We start from the raw sequence: 19,875 nt of genomic DNA on the forward strand, positions 1-19,875 counted from the left end.
CGAAAAGATCGGCGATGCCCCTTGCGGAGCCTTGCGGACGTAGGCGCCGGACCCGGTCCGAACCTCGACGAGGCCGGCGATCTCCAGCGCGATCATGGCTTCGCGCACCGTCGGGCGGCTGACGCCGAGCTGGCGCGCGAGGTCGCGTTCGGGGGGCAGGCGGTGGCCCGGCGGGAACTCGCCCCGCCGGATCAGGTCGCCGAGCTGGCCGGCGACCTGCTGGTACAGCCGCTGCGTCTCTACGGTCTGGATGGGCAGCTCAAGGTCCTCCGGCTTCCGGCTCGGTGATCCCGGCGGACGCTCAGCGATCGTCGGACGACAGCGGACGGGGCCGGCGTTCCGGCGGGGTATAGTTCATCGGGGCGAAGCTGCCGCCCTGGTACCGTTGGCCCACGGCGTCGATCGGGTTGGGCTTCGGCAGGATCTCGGCGGCGTAGTCCTCCGCGTTCTGGCGCGGGTGGTAGCCCAGCCGCTCGGCACCCGAATTGTCCCAGTAGGAGCGCGTGTTGGCCGAGACGCCCCAGACGGCAAGATAGTCGACGTCGGGCGCCGTGACGCAGCGGACGATCAGTTCGATCATGTCCTCGTGGCCGAGCCAGGTGCTGAGATGGCGGAACTGGGTCGGCCGCTCCTCGGCGGAGCCGATCCGCAGGCTGATCCCCTCGATGCCGTGCTTGTCCCAGTACATACGGGTCATGGCCTCGCCCCAGACCTTGCTGAGGCCGTAGAGGCCGTCGGGCCGGTAGTCGCAGCCGAGGCCCAGCTTTTCCTCGACCGGGTGCATGCCGGTCGCATGGTTGGAACTGGCGAAGACGATGCGCCGCACGCCGTGCCGACGGGCTCCCTCGTAGACCTCGTACAGGGCGCGCAGGTTGTTCTCGATGATCTCGGGCAGCGGTTTCTCGTTGCTGGTCCCGGCCATGTGGACCAGCACGTCGGTGCCGACGAGCAGCCGGTCCACCACCGCCGGGTCGCGCAGGTCGCCGTGGCAGACCTCCTCCTCCGGCGAGATCGGGTCGAGAGGACGGGAACCGCCGGCGGAGCGGAGACCGAAACCGCGGGCCAGCAACGCCGGGCGCAGCACGCGCCCGATGGAGCCGCTGCCCCCGGACAGGGCGATTTTCGTCATTGCGGCGGGCCTTCGGTGTCGGCGTGGCGTGAGAAGGTGCCTGACGGCGGCATCGGCATTTCCCCCATCCCTGGTTGCAGGCCCGTCTTGCTGTCGCGGGCCTTCGGCATGCCGATGAGTGTCGATGAAACAGGCACGCCCGTCAACCGGCTAAATGGCCGGGTGGCCTTACCAATTAACCGACGGTACCTTCAGGCCCTGCGCTCCTGCGCCAGCAGGTAGAGGCCCGATGCGATGATGATCGCGGCGCCGGCGAAGGTCCAGGGCGACGGGACATGGCCGAAAACCAGGTATCCCAGCGTCACCATGCCGATGATCTGCGCATAGGTGAAGGGAGCCAGGACGGAGGCCGGAACATGCCGGTGGGCAAGGATGAGCAGGAAGTGCCCTGCCGCACCGAAGAAACCGGCGCCCGCCAGCATGGCCCAGGTCGCCAGATCGGGCGGCGGCACCCACACGACGTAGAGCAAGGGCAGCAAGGCGACCGTCGGAAAGGCGGCCATGACAAGCAGCATGCTGCCCGGCGAGTCCGACTGGGCGAGCGACCGGGTCATGATGACATACCCGGCGCTGGTGGCGGCGGACGCCAGCGACAGCAGCACCGCCCAATGGACTTCCGCGACGCCGGGACGGGTGACCACCAGGATTCCCGCGAAACCGACCGCGATGGCGGCCCAGCGCCTCGGACCGACCGTCTCCTTCAGGAACAGGACCGACAGGATCGCGATGAACAGCGGCCCCAGGAACTGGATCGTCACCGTTTCGACCAGTTGAAGGTGACGCAGCGCCATGAAGTTGAGTCCGGTGCACAGCGTCAGGAGGGCCGCGCGGCCGATCTGGGCGAGCGGCCGGGTCATCCGCCACGCCGACCGGGAACGCCACGGGTTCAGGAAAACCATGGCGAGGACGAAGTGGACCGCGTAGCGGAACCACACGACCTCGACCGTCGGCACATGCCGGCTGCTGAGCTTGGCCAGCGTGTCCAGGAAGCAGAACAGAGTCACCGCCGCGACGGCGAGGCCGATACCCTGGAGCCGGCGGCTTCGAGCGAGGGCGGCGTCGACCGGGGTGGGATCGGTCAACGTCTGGGCCTGGGCTTGGGTCACGGCGATGGTCCGTTCTGCGCATTGCCGGGCCGGAGCGGCCCGGCGGGCGGGGAAGCACCCAGCTCTGATAGCCCCTGCGCCGCAGGCGGGCAACTCACCTTATCGTCAGCGGAGCGACCAGACTGTCGTCAGCGAACCGGCGTTCTCGGTGCAGAGCGGCAGCGCCTCCCCGTTCCGGTAGACGCGATAGCATTTGCCGGGATCGCCGGGAAGGAAGCGCGACGCCGGATCGAGGCCGGAAGGGATCCCGTCCGTCAGGAGCCAGCGGTTGTCGGACTGGAGGCAGATCGACGCCGGCTGCGCGCGGCAATCCCCCTGGCCGGGCGCACAGGTCTGATAGGTCACGGCATAGCACAGGTTCTGCGCCGGCGCTTGGGACGGCATGCTCTGGCCGCCTGCCCGGGCATGGTCCGGCTGGCCGCTCTGCCCGCTCCGGGGGGCCGCGGCCGGCATTCCGCCGGGACCGCCGCCCCCCGTGTCGCCGCCGGTGCAGCTGTATCCCTGGGCCTCGAAATTCCGCTTCATCCGGTCAATGGCATCGATGCAGACCTGGCCGGTTTCCCGTGCCTGCCACAGCGTCTGCACCGGCTCGGCGTTCCGGTAATAGCGGACCGAGCACGGCGCGCCGCCCGGCTCGAAGACCCGGTCCATGCGCCGGGTCTGGTCCGTCAGGGTGCATACATGGGTTTCAGTCTGCTCGGCCTGCGCCGCAGCGGGAATGATCAGCAGGCACAGGACGGCGGCCTGAAGCATCGTACACAGCCTGATCGACAGCCCACCGTCGGTTCTCTGGCGGTCCCGGATCAATGATCTCTCCCCTAGTCTTCCACGCTATCGGACCTGTTAACACGTAGAGTCCGCTTTGTGGTCAAGAAGGGTGCGTTCGGCAGTGGTGGCTTGTCCACTCTTTCGGGCTAATGCGGAACGGCGGCGCGTGGGGACCCGGCGGGCCGGATGGCCCGCCGGGTCGATCCTACGCTGGGGTCCGGATCACTGGGCCCGATTCACTGGGAGGGCTGGGTCGATCCGCTCGCCGGAACGGTCCCGTCGGTATCCGGCTTGGCGGCCGCACGCAGAACCTCCGCCTGGTTGACCATCTGGTCGCGCAGGAGGCTCAGCTGCCTCTCGGCATCGAGGAAGACGGCCTTCGCCGCCTCGGCCTGTCGGGTCGCCTCCTGCTGCTGCTGGCGCAGCGCGTTGAGGGCCTGCGACCGCTGGGCCACCTCGTTGCCGATGGCGGCGAGGTTCTGGCTGGCCAGCGAAACGGCGCCCTGAAGCTCGGAGATCCGCTGTTCACTCTGCGCGATCTCTGCATTCAGCTCGTCGCGCCGGGCCGTCAGGTTGGCGAGCTGGCCCTCGATCTCCTTCGCCTGGGCCTCGGTCCTGGCCACCTGGTCCTCAAGCTCCTCCCGGGTACCGATTGCGGATTCCATGGCCGTCATGTCGGCGGCGATCCGGTCCCGCTCCGCCTGCAGCCTCTCGATGTCCTGCCCGAGTTCGGCGACCTTGGCTTCGGCGGTGTCACGCGCCCAGGCGACGCCGCCGATCTTCTGGACAAGCTCGTTCCGCTCGCCCAGCAGGGTGGCGCGCAGATCCTCCAGCCGGGCGACCTCGTCGACCAGCGGCATCAGTTCGTCCCGCTGGCTGGTCAGTGCGGCCACACGCTTCTCGAGCCGCGCGACGTCGGTCTCGCCGACATCGCGCGCCCACGTGACGGCGCCGAGCCTCTGGACGATGCCGTTCCGCTCGTTCAGCATCATCGACCGCTCGACCTGGACATCGGCGAGCTCGTCGTTGAGGCTGGCGACCTGGGCGGCCAGTGGCTGCAACTGGTCGCGCTCGCCGGTGACCGTGGCAAGCTGGCCCTGGGCGGTGGCTAGTTGCCCCTGGGTGCTGGTAAGTTGCGCCTGGGCATCGCCGAGCTGCGACTGAAGACCCGCAACTTCCGCTCTCAGGTTATCCGCCTGATTGCTGTAGGTGTTGGCCCGGGTCCAGCCGGTCACCGCAAGGATCAGCGCGATGGCCGTAGCACCGCCGAGCAAATAGATCGTTCGCCGATTGACCCAGCCTGGCTCCCGGCCGACGTTATCGGGACCCTTATCGTGCGTTCCGCTCGGGGCGGCCGTCCCCGTGGGCTCGGCCTCTGTTCCATTGTGAGCCACGCTCGCCTCCCTATGCTCTCTGTTATCGTCTCGATGTTTTGGCTAGGGGGCCATAGGTATGCATGCCAAGTCAATAACCGGGTGAGTACTAATAGGGTTCTCCAGGGACTACAACTTTCGCTCTCGTCCAAAGCCCGGATGCCGTATTGATCGTGGTGAAACCGATTTGCCGACTTGGACAACTACTTGTTCTCGCAATGAGGGGAGCCGGTCTCCCGGCTCCCCTTTACCATCACGACTTCGCAATCAGTGCGAGATCATCCAGGGACGTTTGGACGGGAACGTCTTCGCGCCGTCCCGGGTATAGACGGCGCTGCTCTTGCCGCCGCCCGAGCAGCAGGAGCAGCCGGGGCCGTGGCCGCCCGCTTCGCCCGGCGCCCGGTCGGATTTTCTCGAAAGCTTCGGCGCGTGCGCGCTTCGCTCGTTGGTTTCGAAGGCGGCCCGGCGCGCCGGGTCCATCCCGCCGATGCTCGGGAAGGACAAATACGCCCGGGACGCCGGCGCCCCGCAGTCGGGACAGCCGCACGGCTCGGCGGACCGGGCCATGGGCCGCAAAGCCGTGAAGGCGCCGCAGCTTTCGCACATGTAGTCGTAGACCGGCATGGCGATGCTCCTCAGAGATCCGGGGCGAGCGGCACGTCGATCGAGCCGTCCAGCATCTTCTTCGGTCCGTCCGAACCGGGATTGATGTCGAACTCGAACACGCCGGTCGGCAGCCACAGGGTGGCGCAGGCGTTGGGAATGTCGACCACGCCGCTGATATGGCCCTGGACCGGTGCCGTGCCGAGGATCGCGTAGGCCTGGGCGCGGGTGAAGCCGAATTTGGTCAGGTACTCGATCGCGTTCAGGCAGGCTTGGCGATACGCCACATGGACGTCGAGATAATGCTGGACGCCGCCCTCGTCGACCGAGATCCCCTCGAAGATCAGGTAGTCGTCGTAGGTCGGCTTGATCGGGCTTGGCTTGAAGATCGGGTTCTTGATCCCGAACTTCGCCATGCCGCCCTTGATCAGTTCGACCTTCAGGTGGATCCAGCCGGCCATCTCGATGGCGCCGCAGAAGGTGATCTCGCCGTCGCCCTGGCTGAAATGCAGGTCGCCCATGGACAGGCCCGCCCCCGGCACATAGACCGGGAAGAACACCTTGGCACCGCGCGACAGGTCCTTGATGTCGCAGTTGCCGCCATGCTCGCGCGGCGGCACGGTCCGCGCGCCCTCGGCGCCCGCCGCCTTCGCGTCGTCGCCCTTGAGCCTGCCCATATGGGCGGTCGGGCCGTAGGGCAGCGTGGCGAGCGCCGGCACCCGCTCGGGATTGGTGTCGAACAGCGCCTTCTCGCGGGTGTTCCAGGTCTGGAGCATGTCGCGGGACGGCAGGCAGCCGATCAATCCGGGATGGATCAGGCCGGGGAAGCGGACTCCCGGCACGTGGCGCGACTTGGTGAACATGCCCTCGAAGTCCCAGATCGACTTCTGGGCCTCGGGGAAATGCTCGGTCAGGAAGCCGCCGCCGTTGTTCTTCGAGAAGAAGCCGTTGAAGCCCCACTGGCTGGCCGGGAAGGCGCCGATGTCGAGGAAATCGACCACCAGCAGGTCGCCCGGTTCCGCTCCCTCGACGCCGATCGGACCGGAGAGGAAATGGACCTGGGACAAGTCCACGTCGCGCACGTCGGCGGCGCTGTCGTCGTTCTTGATCTGGCCGCCGGTCCAGTCGAAGCACTCGACAATGAAGTCGTCGCCTGGCTTGACCGTCGCCACCATCGGGATGTCCGGATGCCAGCGGTTATGGATCATGTCGTTGTCGTAGGGGGAAGAGCCCAGGTCGATCTTGATGATTGTTTCCGCCATGTCAGCACTCCTTCTCGATGGGTTGTTTGTCTTGGGGGCGAAAGGAAATACGGTGTTCAGACCGACAGGTACCGGGCGACCTGCGCCTCGTCGATGCCGGCCCGGGGCTGGTCCTGGACGATGGTGCCGTTCTCCAGCACCAGGACGCGGTCGGCGATGTCGAGCGCGAAGCTCAGCACCTGCTCCGACACGACGATGCTCAATCCGCGCTCGTCCCGGATGCGCTTGAGGGTCCGGGCCATGTCGCGGATGATGCTGGGCTGGATGCCCTCGGTCGGCTCGTCCAGCAGAAGAACCTTGGGACGGCTGGCGAGCGCGCGGGCGATGGCGAGTTGCTGCTGCTGGCCGCCGGACAGGTTGCCGCCGCGCCGGCCCTTCATCTCCAGCAGGACGGGGAACAGCTCGTAGATGTCGGGCGGGACCCTGGTCTCTCCCGAGACCGTCAGGCCGGTCTCGATGTTCTCCTCCACCGTCATGGTCGAGAAGATCATCCGGCCCTGGGGCACGAAGCCGACGCCCTTGGCCACGCGCTGGTGGCTCTTCAGGTGGGTGATGTCGGCCCCTCCGACCGCGACCGAGCCGCTGCGGGTCGGCACGATCCCCATCAGGGACTTCATCAGCGTGGTCTTGCCCATGCCGTTGCGGCCCATGATCGCGACGATCTCGTTCGGAGCGACCGCGAAGTCCAGGCCGTGCAGGACTTCGCTCTGGCCGTAGGCCACGTGCAGGCTGGAGACGTTGAGCATTTTCGGCGTTTCCCCCTTAATGGCCCAGGTAGACTTCGACGACGCGGGGATCATTCTTCACATGGCCCATTGACCCTTCGGACAGGACCTTGCCCTGGTGCAGGACGGTGACCCGGTGGGCGATGTCCTCGACGAACTTCATGTCGTGCTCGATCACGATCACCGAGCGGTCCTTGATGATGCGGTTGAGCAGGTCCGCCGTCTTGACCCGCTCGGCGACGCTCATGCCGGCCACCGGCTCGTCGAGCATCAGGAGCTTGGGGTCCTGGATCAGCAGCATGCCGATCTCCAGCCACTGCTTCTGCCCGTGGCTGAGATACTCCGCCCGCTGGTCCAGGTGGTCGGCCAGGAAGATGGTCTCCGCGATTTCATCGATGCGGTCGCGCACCGCGGCGTCGCGCTTGAAGGCGAGCGCACCGAACACGGAATGGCCGCGGGGATAGGAGATCTCCAGGTTCTCGAAGACGCTGAGGTCCTCGTAGATCGAGGGATTCTGGAACTTGCGGCCGATCCCCTCGGCCACGATCCTGTCCTCGCGCAGGCGGGAAATCTCCTTGCCCTTGAACCTGATCGAGCCGCCGGTGGCGCGGCTCCGGCCGCAGATCAGGTCGAGCACGGTGGTCTTGCCGGCCCCGTTGGGACCGATGATGACGCGGATCTCGTTCTCCTCCACATAGAAGGACAGGTTCTCGACCGCCTTGAAGCCGTCGAACGACACGGTCAGGCCTTCTACCGCGAGGAGGAAGCTGGTCTCGTTCGCCATGGTTCAGGTCCTCCGCTCGGCAGCGGCGGCGGCAGGCGGGGCGATCGGGCGGGCACCGGCGCGGGACGCCGCCCAGCGGTCGAACAGCGGCTGGACATGGACCTGCCAGAGCCCGGCAAGGCCGTTCGGGAACGCCATGACGACGCCGATGAACAGGGCGCCCATGGCGAACAGCCACAGTTCCGGGAAGCTCTCGGAGAAGATCGTCTTGGCGTAGTTGACGAACAGCGTGCCGTAGACGGCGCCGAACAGCGACAGCCGCCCGCCGACCGCGCAATAGATCACCATCTCGATCGACGGCACGATGCCGACGAAGGACGGCGACATGAACCCGACCTGGAGCGTGAACATCGCCCCGCCGACCGCCGCCAGCACCGAGGCGAAGCAGAAGATGAAGATCTTGAAGTTGGAGACGTCGTAGCCGGAGAAGCGGACCCGGTCCTCCTTGTCGCGGATCGCCACCAGGATGCGGCCGTACTTGGATCGCCGGACGAACTGGGCGGCCAGCAGGCAGCCGAGCAGCAGGGCGACGGTGACGAAGTACAGCACCTCCTTCGCGAAGTCGGTGCGGATGTCCCAGCCTTTCAGCGTGCGCAGGTCGGTGATGCCGTTGATGCCGCCGGTATAGCCCTGCTGCCCGATGATCAGGATCGTGAGGATGGCGGCGATGGCCTGGGTGATGATCGCGAAATAGACACCGCCGACCCGCCGCTTGAACATCGCGACGCCGATGATCCAGGCGAAGGCAGCCGGCACCACCAGGATCGCGACGACGGTAAGGGCCAGGCTGTGGAACGGCTGCCAGAAGAAGGGCAGCTCGGTGATCTGGTTCCAGTCCATGAAGTCTGGGATGCCGGGCGTGGACTGGATCGCCGTCGCCTCCGGGCTGGAGGATTCGAGCTTCAGGAACATCGCCATGCAGTAGCCGCCGAGCCCGAAGAAGATCCCCTGCCCCAGGCTGAGGATGCCGGCATTGCCCCAGCACAGCACCAGGCCGAGCGCCACGAAGGCGTAGGTCAGGTACTTGCCGACCAAGTTCAGCCGGAAGCTGTCCAGGGCCATGGGGAAGACGACCAGCAGCAGGGCCGCCAGCAGGACGAGGAAGACGACCTCGTTGCGCCTGAGAAAGATGTTGCCGCTTCTCATGGATGGTCCCTCACCGCCTTACCTTGAGGACGAACAGGCCCTGGGGCCGCAGCATGAGAATTCCGACGACCGTCAGCAGCGTCAGCACTTTCGCCATCGAGCCGCTGAGGAAGAATTCCATGGTGGACTGGGCCTGGGAGATCACGAAGGCCGACGCGATCGTGCCGAGCAGGCTCTGGGCACCGCCGAAAACCACCACCAGGAAGGTATCGACGATGTAGAGCTGCCCGGAGGTCGGCCCGGTCGATCCGACCATGGTGAAGGCGCTGCCCGCGACCCCGGCGATGCCGCAGCCGATGCCGAAGGTGTAGCGATCGACCTTCTCGGTATCGATGCCCACCGCGCCGGCCATGACCCGGTTCTGCATGACGGCCCGGACCTGCTTGCCCCAGCGCGAGCGGTACATCAGCACGCCGACCGCCGTCGTGATCATCAGGGTCAGCGCCATGACGAACAGGCCGTTGATCGGTACCTCGATAATGTCTGTCACCGGCAGCGAGCCGATCAGCCATTCCGGCAGTTCCACGCCGACCTCGCGGGCACCGAAAACCGAGCGGTAGAACTGCTGGAGGATCAGGCTGAGGCCCCAGGTCGCCAGCAGCGTGTCCAGCGGCCTGCGGTAGAGGTGCCGGATCATCGCCCATTCCACCAGCATGCCGAGCGCCCCCGCCCCGACGAAGGCGAGGGCCATGGCAACGAAGAAATAGGCGCTGAAAAGGGCCGGAATGTAGTTGAGGAAGAAGTTCGACGTGAAATAGGTGATGTAGGCCCCGAGGATCAGGAATTCCCCGTGCGCCATGTTGATGACGCCCATCTGCCCGAAGATGATCGCGAGCCCGAGGGCCATCAGCACGAAAACGGAAAACAGGATCAGCCCGGCGAACCCCTGCATGGCGAAAATGGAGCCGAGTTCGGCCAGCGTGTAGCCTTCGAACATGGATCGCTCTCCTGACGAATGGTGCTCCCGCACGGTCGGAGGGGGCGCGTCCCGCGCACCGGAGGCGGCGGGGACGCCGCCCCTCCGAACGCGCCTTCAGGTCACTGGTAGCCCTTGGGGAAGGGATCCGGCTCCATCAGGTCGGCGGTCTCGTAGATCACCTCGTACTGGCCATCGGCCTTGGCCTTGCCGACGCGGGTCTTGCTCCACAGGTGATGGTTCTCGTGGATGCGGACATAGCCTTCGGGGGCCTGCTGGAACTCGATGCCGGGTGACGCGGCCGCCACCTTGTCCACGTCGAAGCTGCCGGCCTTCTCCACCGTCAGCTTCCAGAGCCACGGCCCCAGGTAGGCCGCCTGGGTCACGTCGCCGATGACGATGTTCTCGCCCCACATCTTCTTGAAGGCCTGGACGAAGGCCTTGTTGTTGGGGTTGTCGAGCGACTGGAAATACTTCATGCAGGCATAGGCGCCGGCGATGTTCTCGCCGCCGATGCCGAGGATCTCGTCCTCGGTGACCGAGATCGTGACCAGGGTCTGCTTGGACAGGTCGATCCCGGCCGCCTTCAGCTGCTTGTAGAAGGCGACGTTGGAGCCGCCGACGATGATCGCGTAGATCACGTCGGGCTTGGTCAGCTTGATCTTGTTGATGACCGAGTTGAACTGGGTATGGCCGAGCGGGAAATACTCCTCGCCCACGACCTTCAGGCTGTTCTTCTCGATGTGCTTGCGGGCGATCTTGTTGGAGGTGCGCGGCCAGATATAGTCGGACCCCAGCAGGTAGAAGCTCTTGGCCTGCTTCTCCTTCACCACCCAGTCGATGCCGGCGAGGATCTGCTGGGTAGCCTCCTGCCCGGTGTAGATCACGTTCTTGGACTGCTCCAGCCCCTCGTAGAAGGTGGGGTAGTAGAGCATGCCGTTGTACTGCTCGAACACCGGCAGCACAGCCTTGCGGGACGCCGAGGTCCAGCAACCGAACACCGCGGCGGCCTTGTCGTTGACCAGCAGCTTCTTGGCCTTCTCCGCGAAGTTCGGCCAGTCGCTGGCGCCGTCCTCCTGGATGAACTCGATCTTGCGGCCGAGCACCCCTCCCATCTCGTTGATCTGCGCGATCGCCAGCTTCTCCGCCTGGACCGATCCGGTCTCGCTGATCGCCATGGTGCCGGTGACGGAGTGAAGGATGCCGACCCGCACTGTGCTGTCGGTCACCGCGAGCCCGGTGGTGTTGACCGCCGAGGTGGCCGGAGCCTGCGCGAAAGCCGCCCTGGGGAGCAGGCCCGGCAGGAGCGCCGCGGCGGGAAGGGCCGCCATGCCGAGCAGAAGCTTGCGGCGCAGGGCGGACTCGGGGCCATTCAATTGGGGGCTGGTCGGGGTGTGATCGGAAGACATGCAACCTCCTTGTGCGTGATCGGCGTCGGGCAGGTGCAAAGGTTCCGGTCGATGCCGCGATGCAGCAATACGGCAATTGACGTATATGCTAGTATTCAGGGACCGGGCTAACGTGTCCGGCACCCTTCATCGGGGAGCCTTATCAATCTGACGGCGGATCGAGGACGGATGGCGGCGCTCCAGAAGATCGTCAGGGTCCGGCGCACCTACAATCAGTGGGTCGCCAACCAGACCCTTGAGGACTTCGCGCTGCGCTTCACCGCCAAGGGTGCCCGGCGCTGGTCGGCGCTGCGGGTCGCCAACACCGCCCTGGGCGCCATCTCCTTCCTGGCGCTGGAGGCGATCGGCGGCACGGTGACGCTGAACTACGGCTTCACCAACGCGATGGCGGCGATCCTGGCGGTGGGTCTGCTGATCTTCTTCACGGCCCTGCCGATCAGCTACTACGCCGCCCGCTATGGGGTGGACATCGACCTGCTGACCCGGGGCGCCGGGTTCGGCTATATCGGCTCGACCATCACGTCGCTGATCTATGCCTCCTTCACCTTCATCTTCTTCGCGATCGAGGCCGCGATCATGGCGCTGGCGCTGGAGATGGGGTTCGGCATTCCCCTGTCCGCCGGCTACCTGATCAGTTCGCTGGTGGTGATCCCGCTGGTGACCCACGGAATCACCTTCATCAGCCGCTTCCAGCTCTGGACCCAGCCGGTCTGGGTGGTGCTGCACGTATTGCCTTTCGTCTTCATCGCGATCCACCATTCCGACGGGCTGGAGGAATGGACCGGACATGCCGGGCTGGCGGGAGATCCTGACGGGTCGTTCGACCTGCTGCTGTTCGGGGCGGCTTCGGGCGTGATCTTCGCGCTGATCGCGCAGATCGGCGAACAGGTCGATTTCCTGCGCTTCATGCCGGTGAAGCGCCGGAGAAACCGCTTCGTCTGGTGGACCTCCCTGCTGTCGGCGGGACCGGGCTGGATCGTGCTGGGGGCGATCAAGCTGGCGGCGGGATCGTTCCTGGCCGTCCTGGCGCTCGGCCAGGGGGTTTCGATCGATCACGCGGCGGAGCCGACGCGGATGTACCTGATCGCGTTCGGCCACATGTTCTCCAGCGCCGACGTGGCGTTGTTCGTGATGGTGGCCTTCGTCGTCGTGTCGCAGATCAAGATCAACGTCACGAACTCCTATGCCGGGTCGATCGCCTGGTCGAACTTCTTCTCCCGGCTGACCCACAGCCATCCGGGACGGGTGATCTGGCTGGTGTTCAACGTCGCGATCGCCTTCCTGCTGATGGCGGTCGGGATCTACAAGGCGCTGGAGCAGATCCTGGGCCTGTACTCGATCGTCGCGGTGTCCTGGGTGGGCGCTATCGTCGCCGACCTGCTGATCAACAAGCCGCTGAAGCTGAGTCCGCCGCACATCGAGTTCAAGCGGGCGCACCTGTACGACATCAACCCGGTCGGCGTCGGTGCGATGCTGCTGGGGGTGCTGGCCTCGGCGCTCGCCTTCACGGGGCTGTTCGGTGTCACAGTGGAGGCGCTGGCACCCTTCGTGGCGCTCGCCGTGCCGTTCGCCGCGGCCCCGCTGATCGCCTGGGCGACGGGAGGGCGCTATTACATCGCGCGCTCCTCGGCGGGGCTGCTGCCAAGCACCGCGATGACCCGGTGCGTGATCTGCGAGCATTCGTTCGAGCGGGAGGACATGGCTTTCTGCCCGGCCTATTCGGGCGCCATCTGCTCCCTGTGCTGCTCGCTCGACGCCCGCTGCGGCGACGTCTGCAAACCGCAGTCGCGGATGCCGGAACAGGTGCTGGGGTGGCTCAGGCTGGCCCTGCCGGAGCGGGTGGTCGACCGCATGAATTCCCGCCTGGGCCATTACCTGAGCCTGCTGGCGCTGTTCGGGCTGATCATCGGCCTGATCCTGACGGTGATCTATCACCAGGCGGTGCTGAACGACGACGCCCACCGCGAGACCATCGCCGGCATCTTCTGGAACCTGTTCTTCATCCTGATGATCATCACCGGCGTGGCGACCTGGCTGTTCGTGCTGGCCCAGGAAAGCCGCAAGGTCGCGCAGGAGGAGACCGCGCGCCAGACCAACCTGCTGATGCAGGAGATCGAAGCCCACGAGCGGACCGACGCCGAGCTTCAGAAGGCCAAAGAGGTCGCGGAGGCCGCCAACCTCGCCAAGAGCCGCTACGTGGTCGGCATGAGCCACGAGCTGCGCTCCCCGCTGAACGCTATCTTCGGTTACGCGCAACTGCTGGAGGCCGACCAGACCATCCCGCCGCGCCGGCGCGACGCCATCAAGGTGATCCGGCGCAGCTCGGAGCACCTGTCGAGCCTGATCGAGGGGCTGCTCGACATCTCGAAGATCGAGGCCGGGCGGCTGCGGCTGAACCGCGACGAAGTCCATCTGGTGGAGTTCCTGGACCAGATCGTCGACATGTTCAGGCTCCAGGCGACGGCGAAGGGAATAGAGTTCGTGTTCGACCGGCCGGAAACGCTGCCGCTGGTGGTCTATACCGACGCCAAGCGGCTGCGCCAGATCCTGATCAACCTGCTGTCCAACGCGATCAAGTTCACGCCCGGCGGCTTCATAGCGCTCCGCATCCGATACCGCAGCCAGGTCGCAGACATCGAGGTGGAGGACAGCGGCATCGGCATCCTGCCCGACGACCTGGGCCGCATCTTCGAGCCGTTCGAGCGCGGCCGGCTGGCGGGCGCCCGGATGACGCCCGGGACGGGATTGGGCCTGACCATCACCAAGCTGCTGACGGAGATCATGGGCGGCGAGATCTCGGTCGGCAGCACCGCCGGCAAGGGCAGCGTCTTCCGCGTCAAGCTGCTGCTGTCGGAGGTGCGGCGGCCGAGCCGGCTGGCGCCAGTCGCCCTGAAGATCACCGGCTACGCCGGGCCGCGCCGGACGGTGCTGGTCGCCGACGACGATCCGGACCACCGGGAACTGGTGACCGAGATCCTGGGACCGCTGGGCTTCATCGTCTTCACCGCCACGGACGGCGCGTCCTGCGTGGCGCTGGCCGAGGAGATCCAGCCCGACCTGGTGCTGATGGACATCTCCATGCCCGGGATCAACGGGCGGGACGCCGCCCGGCTGCTGCGCCGGTCCAGCCGTGTCAGCGCCCGGATCGTCATGATCTCCGCCAACGCGGCGGAAGGGCGGGCGGAACCGGGAGCCGAGGAGGACGGCGGCACCGCCCATGACGGTTACCTGGAGAAGCCGATCACGATCCCGGCGCTGCTCGACACGATCCGGGCCGTGCTGGGGCTGGACTGGGTGCATGACGCCGCGGTCGAGCCGGTTCAGCCGGCGAGGGCCGGCTTCCCGCCCGGGACGGTGCCGGGGCGCGGACACCTGGACGACCTGCGCCAGCTCGGCCGGATCGGCTATGTGCGCGGGATAAAGACCAAGCTCGACGAGATCGAAGTGAGGAGCCCCGAGTGCGGCCCGTTCGTCAGCCACATGAAGTCGCTGGTGAACGACCTGGCGCTCGACGATTACATGCGGACCCTGGAGGCGCTCGATGGTCATGCTGGATAGGCTGAAGGCACGCGACATCGTGCTGGTCGTCGATGATTCCCCGGAAACGCTCGGCATGCTGACCGACGCGCTGGAAGAGGCCGAAGTGACCGTGCTGGTGGCGCTGGAAGGCGCCAAGGCGCTGGCGCTGGTCGACGAGATCACGCCCGACGTGATCCTGATGGACGCGATCATGCCGGGAATGAACGGCTTCGAGACCTGCAAGCGGCTGAAGGACAAGAAGAACGTGGCCCATGTGCCGGTCATCTTCATGACCGGCCTGACCGAGACCGAGCACATCGTCGCGGGCTTTGAAGCCGGCGGCGTCGATTACGTCACCAAGCCGATCGTCCCGGACGAGCTGATCGTCCGGATGCACGCCCACTTGGCCAATGCCCGGCTGGCCCAGAGCGCCCGCACCGCGCTGGATGCCACGGGCAGGTTCCTGCTGGCCGCCAGCAAGGCGGGCGAGGTGCTGTGGTGCACGCCGCAGGCGAGCATCCTGCTGGCCCCGCTGCTGGACGCCGCCGCCGGAGACGGGGGACGGCTTCCCGTCGCGGTCAGGAACTGGCTGGCCGAGCGTGACCGTTCGGGCTCCGACGGGCGGACGGACGGCGTCGCCGTGACATGCGGCGGCGACGGACACCAGATCCAGTTCACCTATGTCGGCCGCGCCGGCCCCGACGAGTTCCTGCTGCGGCTGGTCAACAACCGGAGCTGCGCCGAGGAAACCCTGCTGAAGGAAAGGCTCAGCCTGACCGCGCGTGAGTCGGAGGTGCTGCTGTGGATCGCCCGCGGCAAGTCCAACCGCGACATCAGCGAGATCCTGGGCATGAGCGCCCGCACGGTGAACAAGCACCTGGAGCAGGTCTACGCAAAGCTGGGCGTGGAGAACCGCGCCTCGGCGGCGGTGATCGCGATTCGGACGGTGGGGCTGGTGTGAAGCAACTCCCCGCCGGCGTCCGACAACATTTCGTCTTTCCGCGTGTTGAATCCCATGTCGCCATGCCCGCGGCCGGTTCCGGCAGACGGGAGGGCGTTTCGACAACAATGCTTATGGGGAGGAACACATGGCGGACGACAAGAGCAACACCGGCGCCGCCGCGACCGGCAAGGGAACCCAGCAGGCCGAGAACGCGCTTCGCCAGGGCGCCGACCAGCTTCGCAACCAGATGGGCAACATGGCCGACGTGGCGGGAATGTCGGCGAAGGTTTCCCAGGAGATGATCCAGCGATCCGGCCAGAACTTCGAAATGATGAAGCGGATCGCCGAGACCATGACATCGGGCGCCCGCAGCGCCGCCGCCGAGTGCGCGGAGTATGCCAAGCATTCCGCCAAGCGGCAGTCGGAGATGATGCAGCAACTCGCCTCGGCGCGTAGCCCGAACGACGTCCTGGACATCCAGAACCGCTATCTCCAGGAAAATCTGAAGGAGCTGCTGAGCTTCAGCGAGCGCCTGTCCCGCCTGTCGGCGGAAAAGGCCAGGGAAGCCGGCGAAAGGCTGGACCAGAAGGGCTGAAGGCGGAATTCCAGAAGACGTCGCGACGCCGGAGCAGCCGCAAGGCCGTTCCGGCGTTTTCTTTTGGAGCGCGTGCGGCGTGATCTTCATCACACCGAAAGTCCAACTCCTGTGGGCCGGTTTACAGGCTTCGGGGCGGGCAGCGGATAGGGTTTGTCCATCGAAGACGACAGCGGCCACCGCCGCGAACCTGAACCCCGAAGCCCCGAAGGAGACACCATCATGATCCGCATCACCACCGCCCCCGCCCTGGTCGCCCTGTCCATCGTCATCGGTTCCCTTTCCGCCGGCCCGGCCCTGGCCCAGCAGCGCGGCGGCGTCGAGATCGGCGGCAACGCCACCGTCATCGGTTTGGCGAACAACGCGGTCAACGCCGCCACCGGCTTCCTGGCGAAGGCGGACCAGAACATCGGCGCCGTCAAGGGCGACGTGAACATCAAGGGCAACGCCACGGTGATCGGCCTCGCCAACAACGCGGTCAACGCGGCCACTGGCTTCCTCTCCAACGCCTGCCAGTCGGTCGGCGTGGTCAGTTCCGAGAGCGATTGCTGATCCCGCGCCCCTGTCCCGCTCTTTCCTCCCCGCCTCCTACCTTGCGCCCCGCGGCAAGTGCCGCGGGGCATTTTTCGTTCGGCCGCATTTCGTCCGCTTCTCGCCCGGGCCGCTTCGAGCCTAAACTTCCCTGCCCGCTCCCGTGGAGTTGTCCGGGGATCGATCATGTGAGACGCGATGAAGACGTCCGGACGCCGGCTGCCCCTGCCTACCCTGCCCCTGGCCGTGACCCTCTGCGGCTTCGCGCTGAGCTTCCTGTGGCCGATGGTCCGGTCGCGGCTCGGGCTGGGCATGGACGGCGCGTTCGACGATGCCGTGACGCTGCTGGCCGGGTCCGCCGGATGGTTCGGGCTGGCCTGGTTCGGAACCCGCGTTGTCGATGGATTGCTGCGGCGGCCGGCAGCGACCGACCGGTCGCCTGCGGCGCCCCGGCTGGTCGGCGATCTGGCGCGCGTCCTGTTCTTCGGGCTTGCCGGACTGGCGGTCGCCAGTTTCGTGCTTCACCTGCCGGTCACCGGCCTGGTCGCGACGTCGGGCGTGGTCATCGCGGTCATGGGCTTCGCGCTGCGCAACATCCTGTCCGACATCTTCTCGGGCATTGCCATCAATGTCGAACATCCCTACCGGATCGGCGACTGGATCCAGGTGGGAACGGCCTCCGGCGGACCCGGGGCGACGGGCAAGGTGGTCGAGGTCAACTGGCGCTCGACCCGGCTGCTGACGACGGACGGGACCACCGTCATCCTGCCCAACGGCCTGATCGCCGGCAGCCGCTTCGTCAATTTCAGCCTGCCGGAACCCTCCTACCGGGCATCGCTGCGGGTCCACCTGGACCCCGCGGTGCCGGTCAGGCGGGCGCGCCGGGTGCTGATGTCCGCCCTGCTGTCGGTCGACCACCTGCTGGCCGAGGGGCAGTCGGACGTGGTGGTGGAGAGCGTCGGGGACGCCGGCGTCTGCTACCTGCTGCGCTTCCGGGTGCCCGACCACGGCGCGGAGGTGGCCTGCCGCGACGCGGTGGCCGCCGCCGTGCTGAAGGCGCTGCGCGACGCCGGCCTGCCGGTTTCGGCACCGCGCCGGAGCCTGATCCCCCAGGGCCGCGCCGGCCGCGACCTGGAAGGCATGGACATCTGCCGCCGTATGCTGGGCGCGATTCCCCTCTTCCAGGCTTTCACGACGGCCGAACTGGACGCGCTGGCGAGTCGGATGAAGCGCCGGCAGTTCGCGGCCGGCGCCGTCGTGGTCAACCAGGGCGACCAGGGATCCTCTCTCTTCCTGATAACCGAGGGGCTGCTGGAAGTCCGGGGCACCGTCATGGGAGTGGACGGGTCGCGGCCGGTCGTGCTGGACCGCATGGCGCCAGGAGCCATCTTCGGCGAGATGGCGCTGCTGACCGGCGAGCCGCGTAGCGCCACGGTGGCGGCATTGACCGACGCGGTCGTCTACGAGCTGGCCGGCGAGCAACTGCGCCCGCTGCTGCACGACCGCGCCGAACTGGCAGAGAGGCTTTCGGAGCTGATGGCGGAACGGGCGGAACACAATGCCGAGAAACGCGCGACCGCGTTGCGCCCGATGCCGATGCCGCCGGTCCCCCACCGGCGGGACCTGCTGGACCGGCTGCGGGACTTCTTCGGACTTCCGGCGCCATGATCCGCACCGGTCCGATCCCCGCTGAACGGAATCGCCGGACGTGGCCGGCTTCACAGTGATTCCGGGCCTGATGTAAGCCGGTTTACATCGTCGGAGCAAGGGTTTGGGTAGGTTTGTGTCATCGCGAAGGACGCGATCGGCACTGAAGCCGAACCCCACCGCAAACCCGATGAAAAGGAGTTCAGTCCATGATCCGCATCACCACCGCCCCCGCTCTGGTCGCCCTGTCCATCGTCATCGGTTCCCTTTCCGCCGGCCCGGCCCTGGCCCAGCAGCGCGGCGGCGTCGAGATCGGCGGCAACGCCACCGTCATCGGTTTGGCGAACAACGCGGTCAACGCCGCCACCGGCTTCCTGGCGAAGGCGGACCAGAACATCGGCTCGGTCAAGGGCGACGTGAACGTCAAGGGCAACGCCACCGTCATCGGCCTCGCCAACAACGCGGTGAACGCCTCGACCGGCTTCCTGTCCAGCGCCTGCCAGACGGTCGGCGGGATCAGCTCCGAAAGCGACTGCTGAGGATGCGGCACGGCCCCGCGGCGCAGGGACCGCCGCGGGGCGGGATCAGGCCTCCGCCTCGTCCTCGTCGTAGAAGTCGGCAAGCTCGCGCAGGCCGTCGAGATCGCGGATCGTGATCGATCCCGCCGAGACAGTGATCAGCCCGTCGCGCTGCCATTCGTTCAGGTGCTTGTTGGTGCTTTCCCGGGTGATGCCGACAAGGGTCCCCAATTGCTGCTGGGAGAGTTTGACGTCGATCCGGGTTCCTCCGCCCCGCTCCTCCACCCCGAAAGCCGTCGCCAGGCGGACGAGGCAGCGGGCGAGCCGGATCGGCACTTCCAGGAACAGGGTGTCCTCCAGCTGGGTGCTGGTTCGGCGCAGCCGGTCGCACAGGACGTTGAACATGCGCAGGCAGACGGTGGGATGGCTCTCCAGCCACGGCAGGAAGTGGCGCCGCTCCAGCACCAGCAGGCTGGTATCCTCGATCGCCACCGCCTCGGCCGTCCTGTGCTTGCCGTCGAGCAAGGCGATCTCGCCGAAATACTCGCCCTTCCGGACGATGTTCAGCGTCACCTCCTTGCCTTCGGCCGAGTAGCTGCAGATCCGAACGCGGCCCGACAGCACGGCCATCATGCTGGAACCGGGATCGCCCTGGCGGAAGATGATGGCCCGCGGCCGGTGCTGCGCGACGGTGGCATAGGCCGCCAGCTGCGACAGTTCGCCGGGATCGACATGCTTCAGCAAGGAGTGCTCCGCCAGGACGGCAAGCTTCTCCTCCAGTCCCATAGTGGCCATCGGCGATGCTCTCCAGACTATGTCTCGTCATGGACCGGGGCACACCAAGGATTGTACCCATCCATGATTTGGGGAACATTATGGTCACGCCGGTCCGGGACTGTCC

The 19,875-nt window shown here is 66.6% G+C and carries 18 protein-coding genes and 1 pseudogene; 6 read left to right on the plus strand and 13 right to left on the minus strand.

The features are described 5' to 3' along the window. Positions 1-96 precede the first annotated feature (96 nt). The 12 genes and pseudogenes from JL100_RS36865 to urtA form a co-directional block, all read right to left on the minus strand. Positions 97-351: pseudogene (locus JL100_RS36865) on the minus strand (FadR/GntR family transcriptional regulator); the annotation flags it as partial. Next, the gene (locus JL100_RS17225) at positions 302-1,129 is read right to left on the minus strand and encodes an NAD-dependent epimerase/dehydratase family protein (RefSeq protein WP_202678664.1); all 828 of its coding nucleotides are present in this window, start codon (positions 1,127-1,129) and stop codon (positions 302-304) included. The pseudogene JL100_RS36865 and the gene JL100_RS17225, both read right to left, overlap by 50 nt. A 191-nt stretch (positions 1,130-1,320) precedes the next feature. Further along, complete coding sequence (locus JL100_RS17230; protein WP_202678665.1) at positions 1,321-2,235, minus strand: DMT family transporter; 915 nt, start codon at positions 2,233-2,235, stop codon at positions 1,321-1,323. 105 nt (positions 2,236-2,340) lie between these two features. After that, the gene (locus JL100_RS17235; protein WP_202678666.1) at positions 2,341-3,042 is read right to left on the minus strand and encodes a hypothetical protein; all 702 of its coding nucleotides are present in this window, start codon (positions 3,040-3,042) and stop codon (positions 2,341-2,343) included. A 197-nt stretch (positions 3,043-3,239) separates the two neighbouring features. Next, positions 3,240-4,277, minus strand: coding sequence for a coiled-coil domain-containing protein (locus tag JL100_RS17240; RefSeq protein WP_202678667.1), 1,038 nt, complete (start codon positions 4,275-4,277; stop codon positions 3,240-3,242). A gap of 366 nt (positions 4,278-4,643) precedes the next feature. Then, positions 4,644-5,000: an FmdB family zinc ribbon protein gene (locus tag JL100_RS17245; protein WP_202678668.1), complete on the minus strand. Its 357-nt coding sequence runs from the start codon at positions 4,998-5,000 to the stop codon at positions 4,644-4,646. Positions 5,001-5,011: 11 nt separating this feature from the next. Next, on the minus strand, positions 5,012-6,241 hold the full coding sequence (gene fmdA / locus JL100_RS17250; RefSeq protein ID WP_202678669.1) for a formamidase: 1,230 nt from the start codon (positions 6,239-6,241) through the stop codon (positions 5,012-5,014). 56 nt (positions 6,242-6,297) lie between these two features. Continuing rightward, on the minus strand, positions 6,298-6,987 hold the full coding sequence (urtE, locus tag JL100_RS17255) for an urea ABC transporter ATP-binding subunit UrtE (RefSeq protein WP_202678670.1): 690 nt from the start codon (positions 6,985-6,987) through the stop codon (positions 6,298-6,300). Positions 6,988-7,003: 16 nt separating this feature from the next. Beyond that, positions 7,004-7,750: an urea ABC transporter ATP-binding protein UrtD gene (gene urtD, locus JL100_RS17260; RefSeq protein ID WP_202678671.1), complete on the minus strand. Its 747-nt coding sequence runs from the start codon at positions 7,748-7,750 to the stop codon at positions 7,004-7,006. A gap of 3 nt (positions 7,751-7,753) precedes the next feature. Further along, complete coding sequence (urtC, locus tag JL100_RS17265; protein ID WP_202678672.1) at positions 7,754-8,896, minus strand: urea ABC transporter permease subunit UrtC; 1,143 nt, start codon at positions 8,894-8,896, stop codon at positions 7,754-7,756. Between the two features lie 10 nt (positions 8,897-8,906). After that, positions 8,907-9,833, minus strand: a complete 927-nt coding sequence (urtB, locus tag JL100_RS17270) for an urea ABC transporter permease subunit UrtB (RefSeq protein WP_202678673.1) — start codon at positions 9,831-9,833, stop codon at positions 8,907-8,909. 101 nt (positions 9,834-9,934) lie between these two features. After that, the gene (gene urtA, locus JL100_RS17275; RefSeq protein ID WP_202678674.1) at positions 9,935-11,221 is read right to left on the minus strand and encodes an urea ABC transporter substrate-binding protein; all 1,287 of its coding nucleotides are present in this window, start codon (positions 11,219-11,221) and stop codon (positions 9,935-9,937) included. A 168-nt stretch (positions 11,222-11,389) separates the two neighbouring features. Between urtA and JL100_RS17280 the strand changes: the two genes are divergently transcribed. The 6 genes from JL100_RS17280 (at position 11,390) to JL100_RS17305 (ending at position 18,995) form a co-directional block, all read left to right on the plus strand. Further along, positions 11,390-14,779 carry a hybrid sensor histidine kinase/response regulator gene (locus JL100_RS17280; RefSeq protein ID WP_202678675.1) on the plus strand — a complete coding sequence of 1,130 codons (3,390 nt, stop codon included), beginning with the start codon at positions 11,390-11,392 and terminating at the stop codon, positions 14,777-14,779. Next, the gene (locus JL100_RS17285; protein ID WP_202678676.1) at positions 14,763-15,701 is read left to right on the plus strand and encodes a response regulator transcription factor; all 939 of its coding nucleotides are present in this window, start codon (positions 14,763-14,765) and stop codon (positions 15,699-15,701) included. The genes JL100_RS17280 and JL100_RS17285 overlap by 17 nt, the downstream gene beginning before the upstream one ends. A 127-nt stretch (positions 15,702-15,828) precedes the next feature. Then, positions 15,829-16,278 carry a phasin family protein gene (locus JL100_RS17290; RefSeq protein WP_202678677.1) on the plus strand — a complete coding sequence of 150 codons (450 nt, stop codon included), beginning with the start codon at positions 15,829-15,831 and terminating at the stop codon, positions 16,276-16,278. Positions 16,279-16,500: 222 nt separating this feature from the next. Then, positions 16,501-16,830 (plus strand): hypothetical protein, encoded by a 330-nt coding sequence (locus JL100_RS17295; protein WP_202678678.1) that lies wholly within the window; start codon positions 16,501-16,503, stop codon positions 16,828-16,830. Between the two features lie 177 nt (positions 16,831-17,007). Continuing rightward, positions 17,008-18,477, plus strand: a complete 1,470-nt coding sequence (locus JL100_RS17300; RefSeq protein WP_202678679.1) for a mechanosensitive ion channel family protein — start codon at positions 17,008-17,010, stop codon at positions 18,475-18,477. A gap of 188 nt (positions 18,478-18,665) precedes the next feature. Further along, on the plus strand, positions 18,666-18,995 hold the full coding sequence (locus tag JL100_RS17305; RefSeq protein WP_202678680.1) for a hypothetical protein: 330 nt from the start codon (positions 18,666-18,668) through the stop codon (positions 18,993-18,995). 45 nt (positions 18,996-19,040) lie between these two features. On the opposite strand, the gene JL100_RS17310 is transcribed toward JL100_RS17305, so the two are convergent. Next, positions 19,041-19,769, minus strand: coding sequence for a Crp/Fnr family transcriptional regulator (locus JL100_RS17310; RefSeq protein WP_202678681.1), 729 nt, complete (start codon positions 19,767-19,769; stop codon positions 19,041-19,043). Positions 19,770-19,875 lie beyond the last annotated feature (106 nt).

This window comes from Skermanella mucosa (assembly GCF_016765655.2).
Taxonomy (GTDB): Bacteria; Pseudomonadota; Alphaproteobacteria; order Azospirillales; family Azospirillaceae; genus Skermanella; species Skermanella mucosa.

Bases quoted from the DNA above. Each gene is read 5' to 3' on its own strand.
- JL100_RS17225 (WP_202678664.1), bottom strand. From the start codon at position 1,129: ATGACGAAAATCGCCCTGTCCGGGGGCAGCGGCTCCATCGGGCGCGTG.
- urtD (WP_202678671.1), bottom strand. From the start codon at position 7,750: ATGGCGAACGAGACCAGCTTCCTCCTCGCGGTAGAAGGCCTGACCGTG.
- urtC (WP_202678672.1), bottom strand. From the start codon at position 8,896: ATGAGAAGCGGCAACATCTTTCTCAGGCGCAACGAGGTCGTCTTCCTC.
- JL100_RS17305 (WP_202678680.1), top strand. From the start codon at position 18,666: ATGATCCGCATCACCACCGCCCCCGCTCTGGTCGCCCTGTCCATCGTC.
- JL100_RS17280 (WP_202678675.1), top strand. From the start codon at position 11,390: ATGGCGGCGCTCCAGAAGATCGTCAGGGTCCGGCGCACCTACAATCAG.
- JL100_RS17245 (WP_202678668.1), bottom strand. From the start codon at position 5,000: ATGCCGGTCTACGACTACATGTGCGAAAGCTGCGGCGCCTTCACGGCT.
- JL100_RS17285 (WP_202678676.1), top strand. From the start codon at position 14,763: ATGGTCATGCTGGATAGGCTGAAGGCACGCGACATCGTGCTGGTCGTC.
- JL100_RS17290 (WP_202678677.1), top strand. From the start codon at position 15,829: ATGGCGGACGACAAGAGCAACACCGGCGCCGCCGCGACCGGCAAGGGA.
- urtB (WP_202678673.1), bottom strand. From the start codon at position 9,833: ATGTTCGAAGGCTACACGCTGGCCGAACTCGGCTCCATTTTCGCCATG.
- JL100_RS17295 (WP_202678678.1), top strand. From the start codon at position 16,501: ATGATCCGCATCACCACCGCCCCCGCCCTGGTCGCCCTGTCCATCGTC.
- fmdA (WP_202678669.1), bottom strand. From the start codon at position 6,241: ATGGCGGAAACAATCATCAAGATCGACCTGGGCTCTTCCCCCTACGAC.
- urtA (WP_202678674.1), bottom strand. From the start codon at position 11,221: ATGTCTTCCGATCACACCCCGACCAGCCCCCAATTGAATGGCCCCGAG.
- JL100_RS17300 (WP_202678679.1), top strand. From the start codon at position 17,008: ATGAAGACGTCCGGACGCCGGCTGCCCCTGCCTACCCTGCCCCTGGCC.
- urtE (WP_202678670.1), bottom strand. From the start codon at position 6,987: ATGCTCAACGTCTCCAGCCTGCACGTGGCCTACGGCCAGAGCGAAGTC.
- JL100_RS17310 (WP_202678681.1), bottom strand. From the start codon at position 19,769: ATGGCCACTATGGGACTGGAGGAGAAGCTTGCCGTCCTGGCGGAGCAC.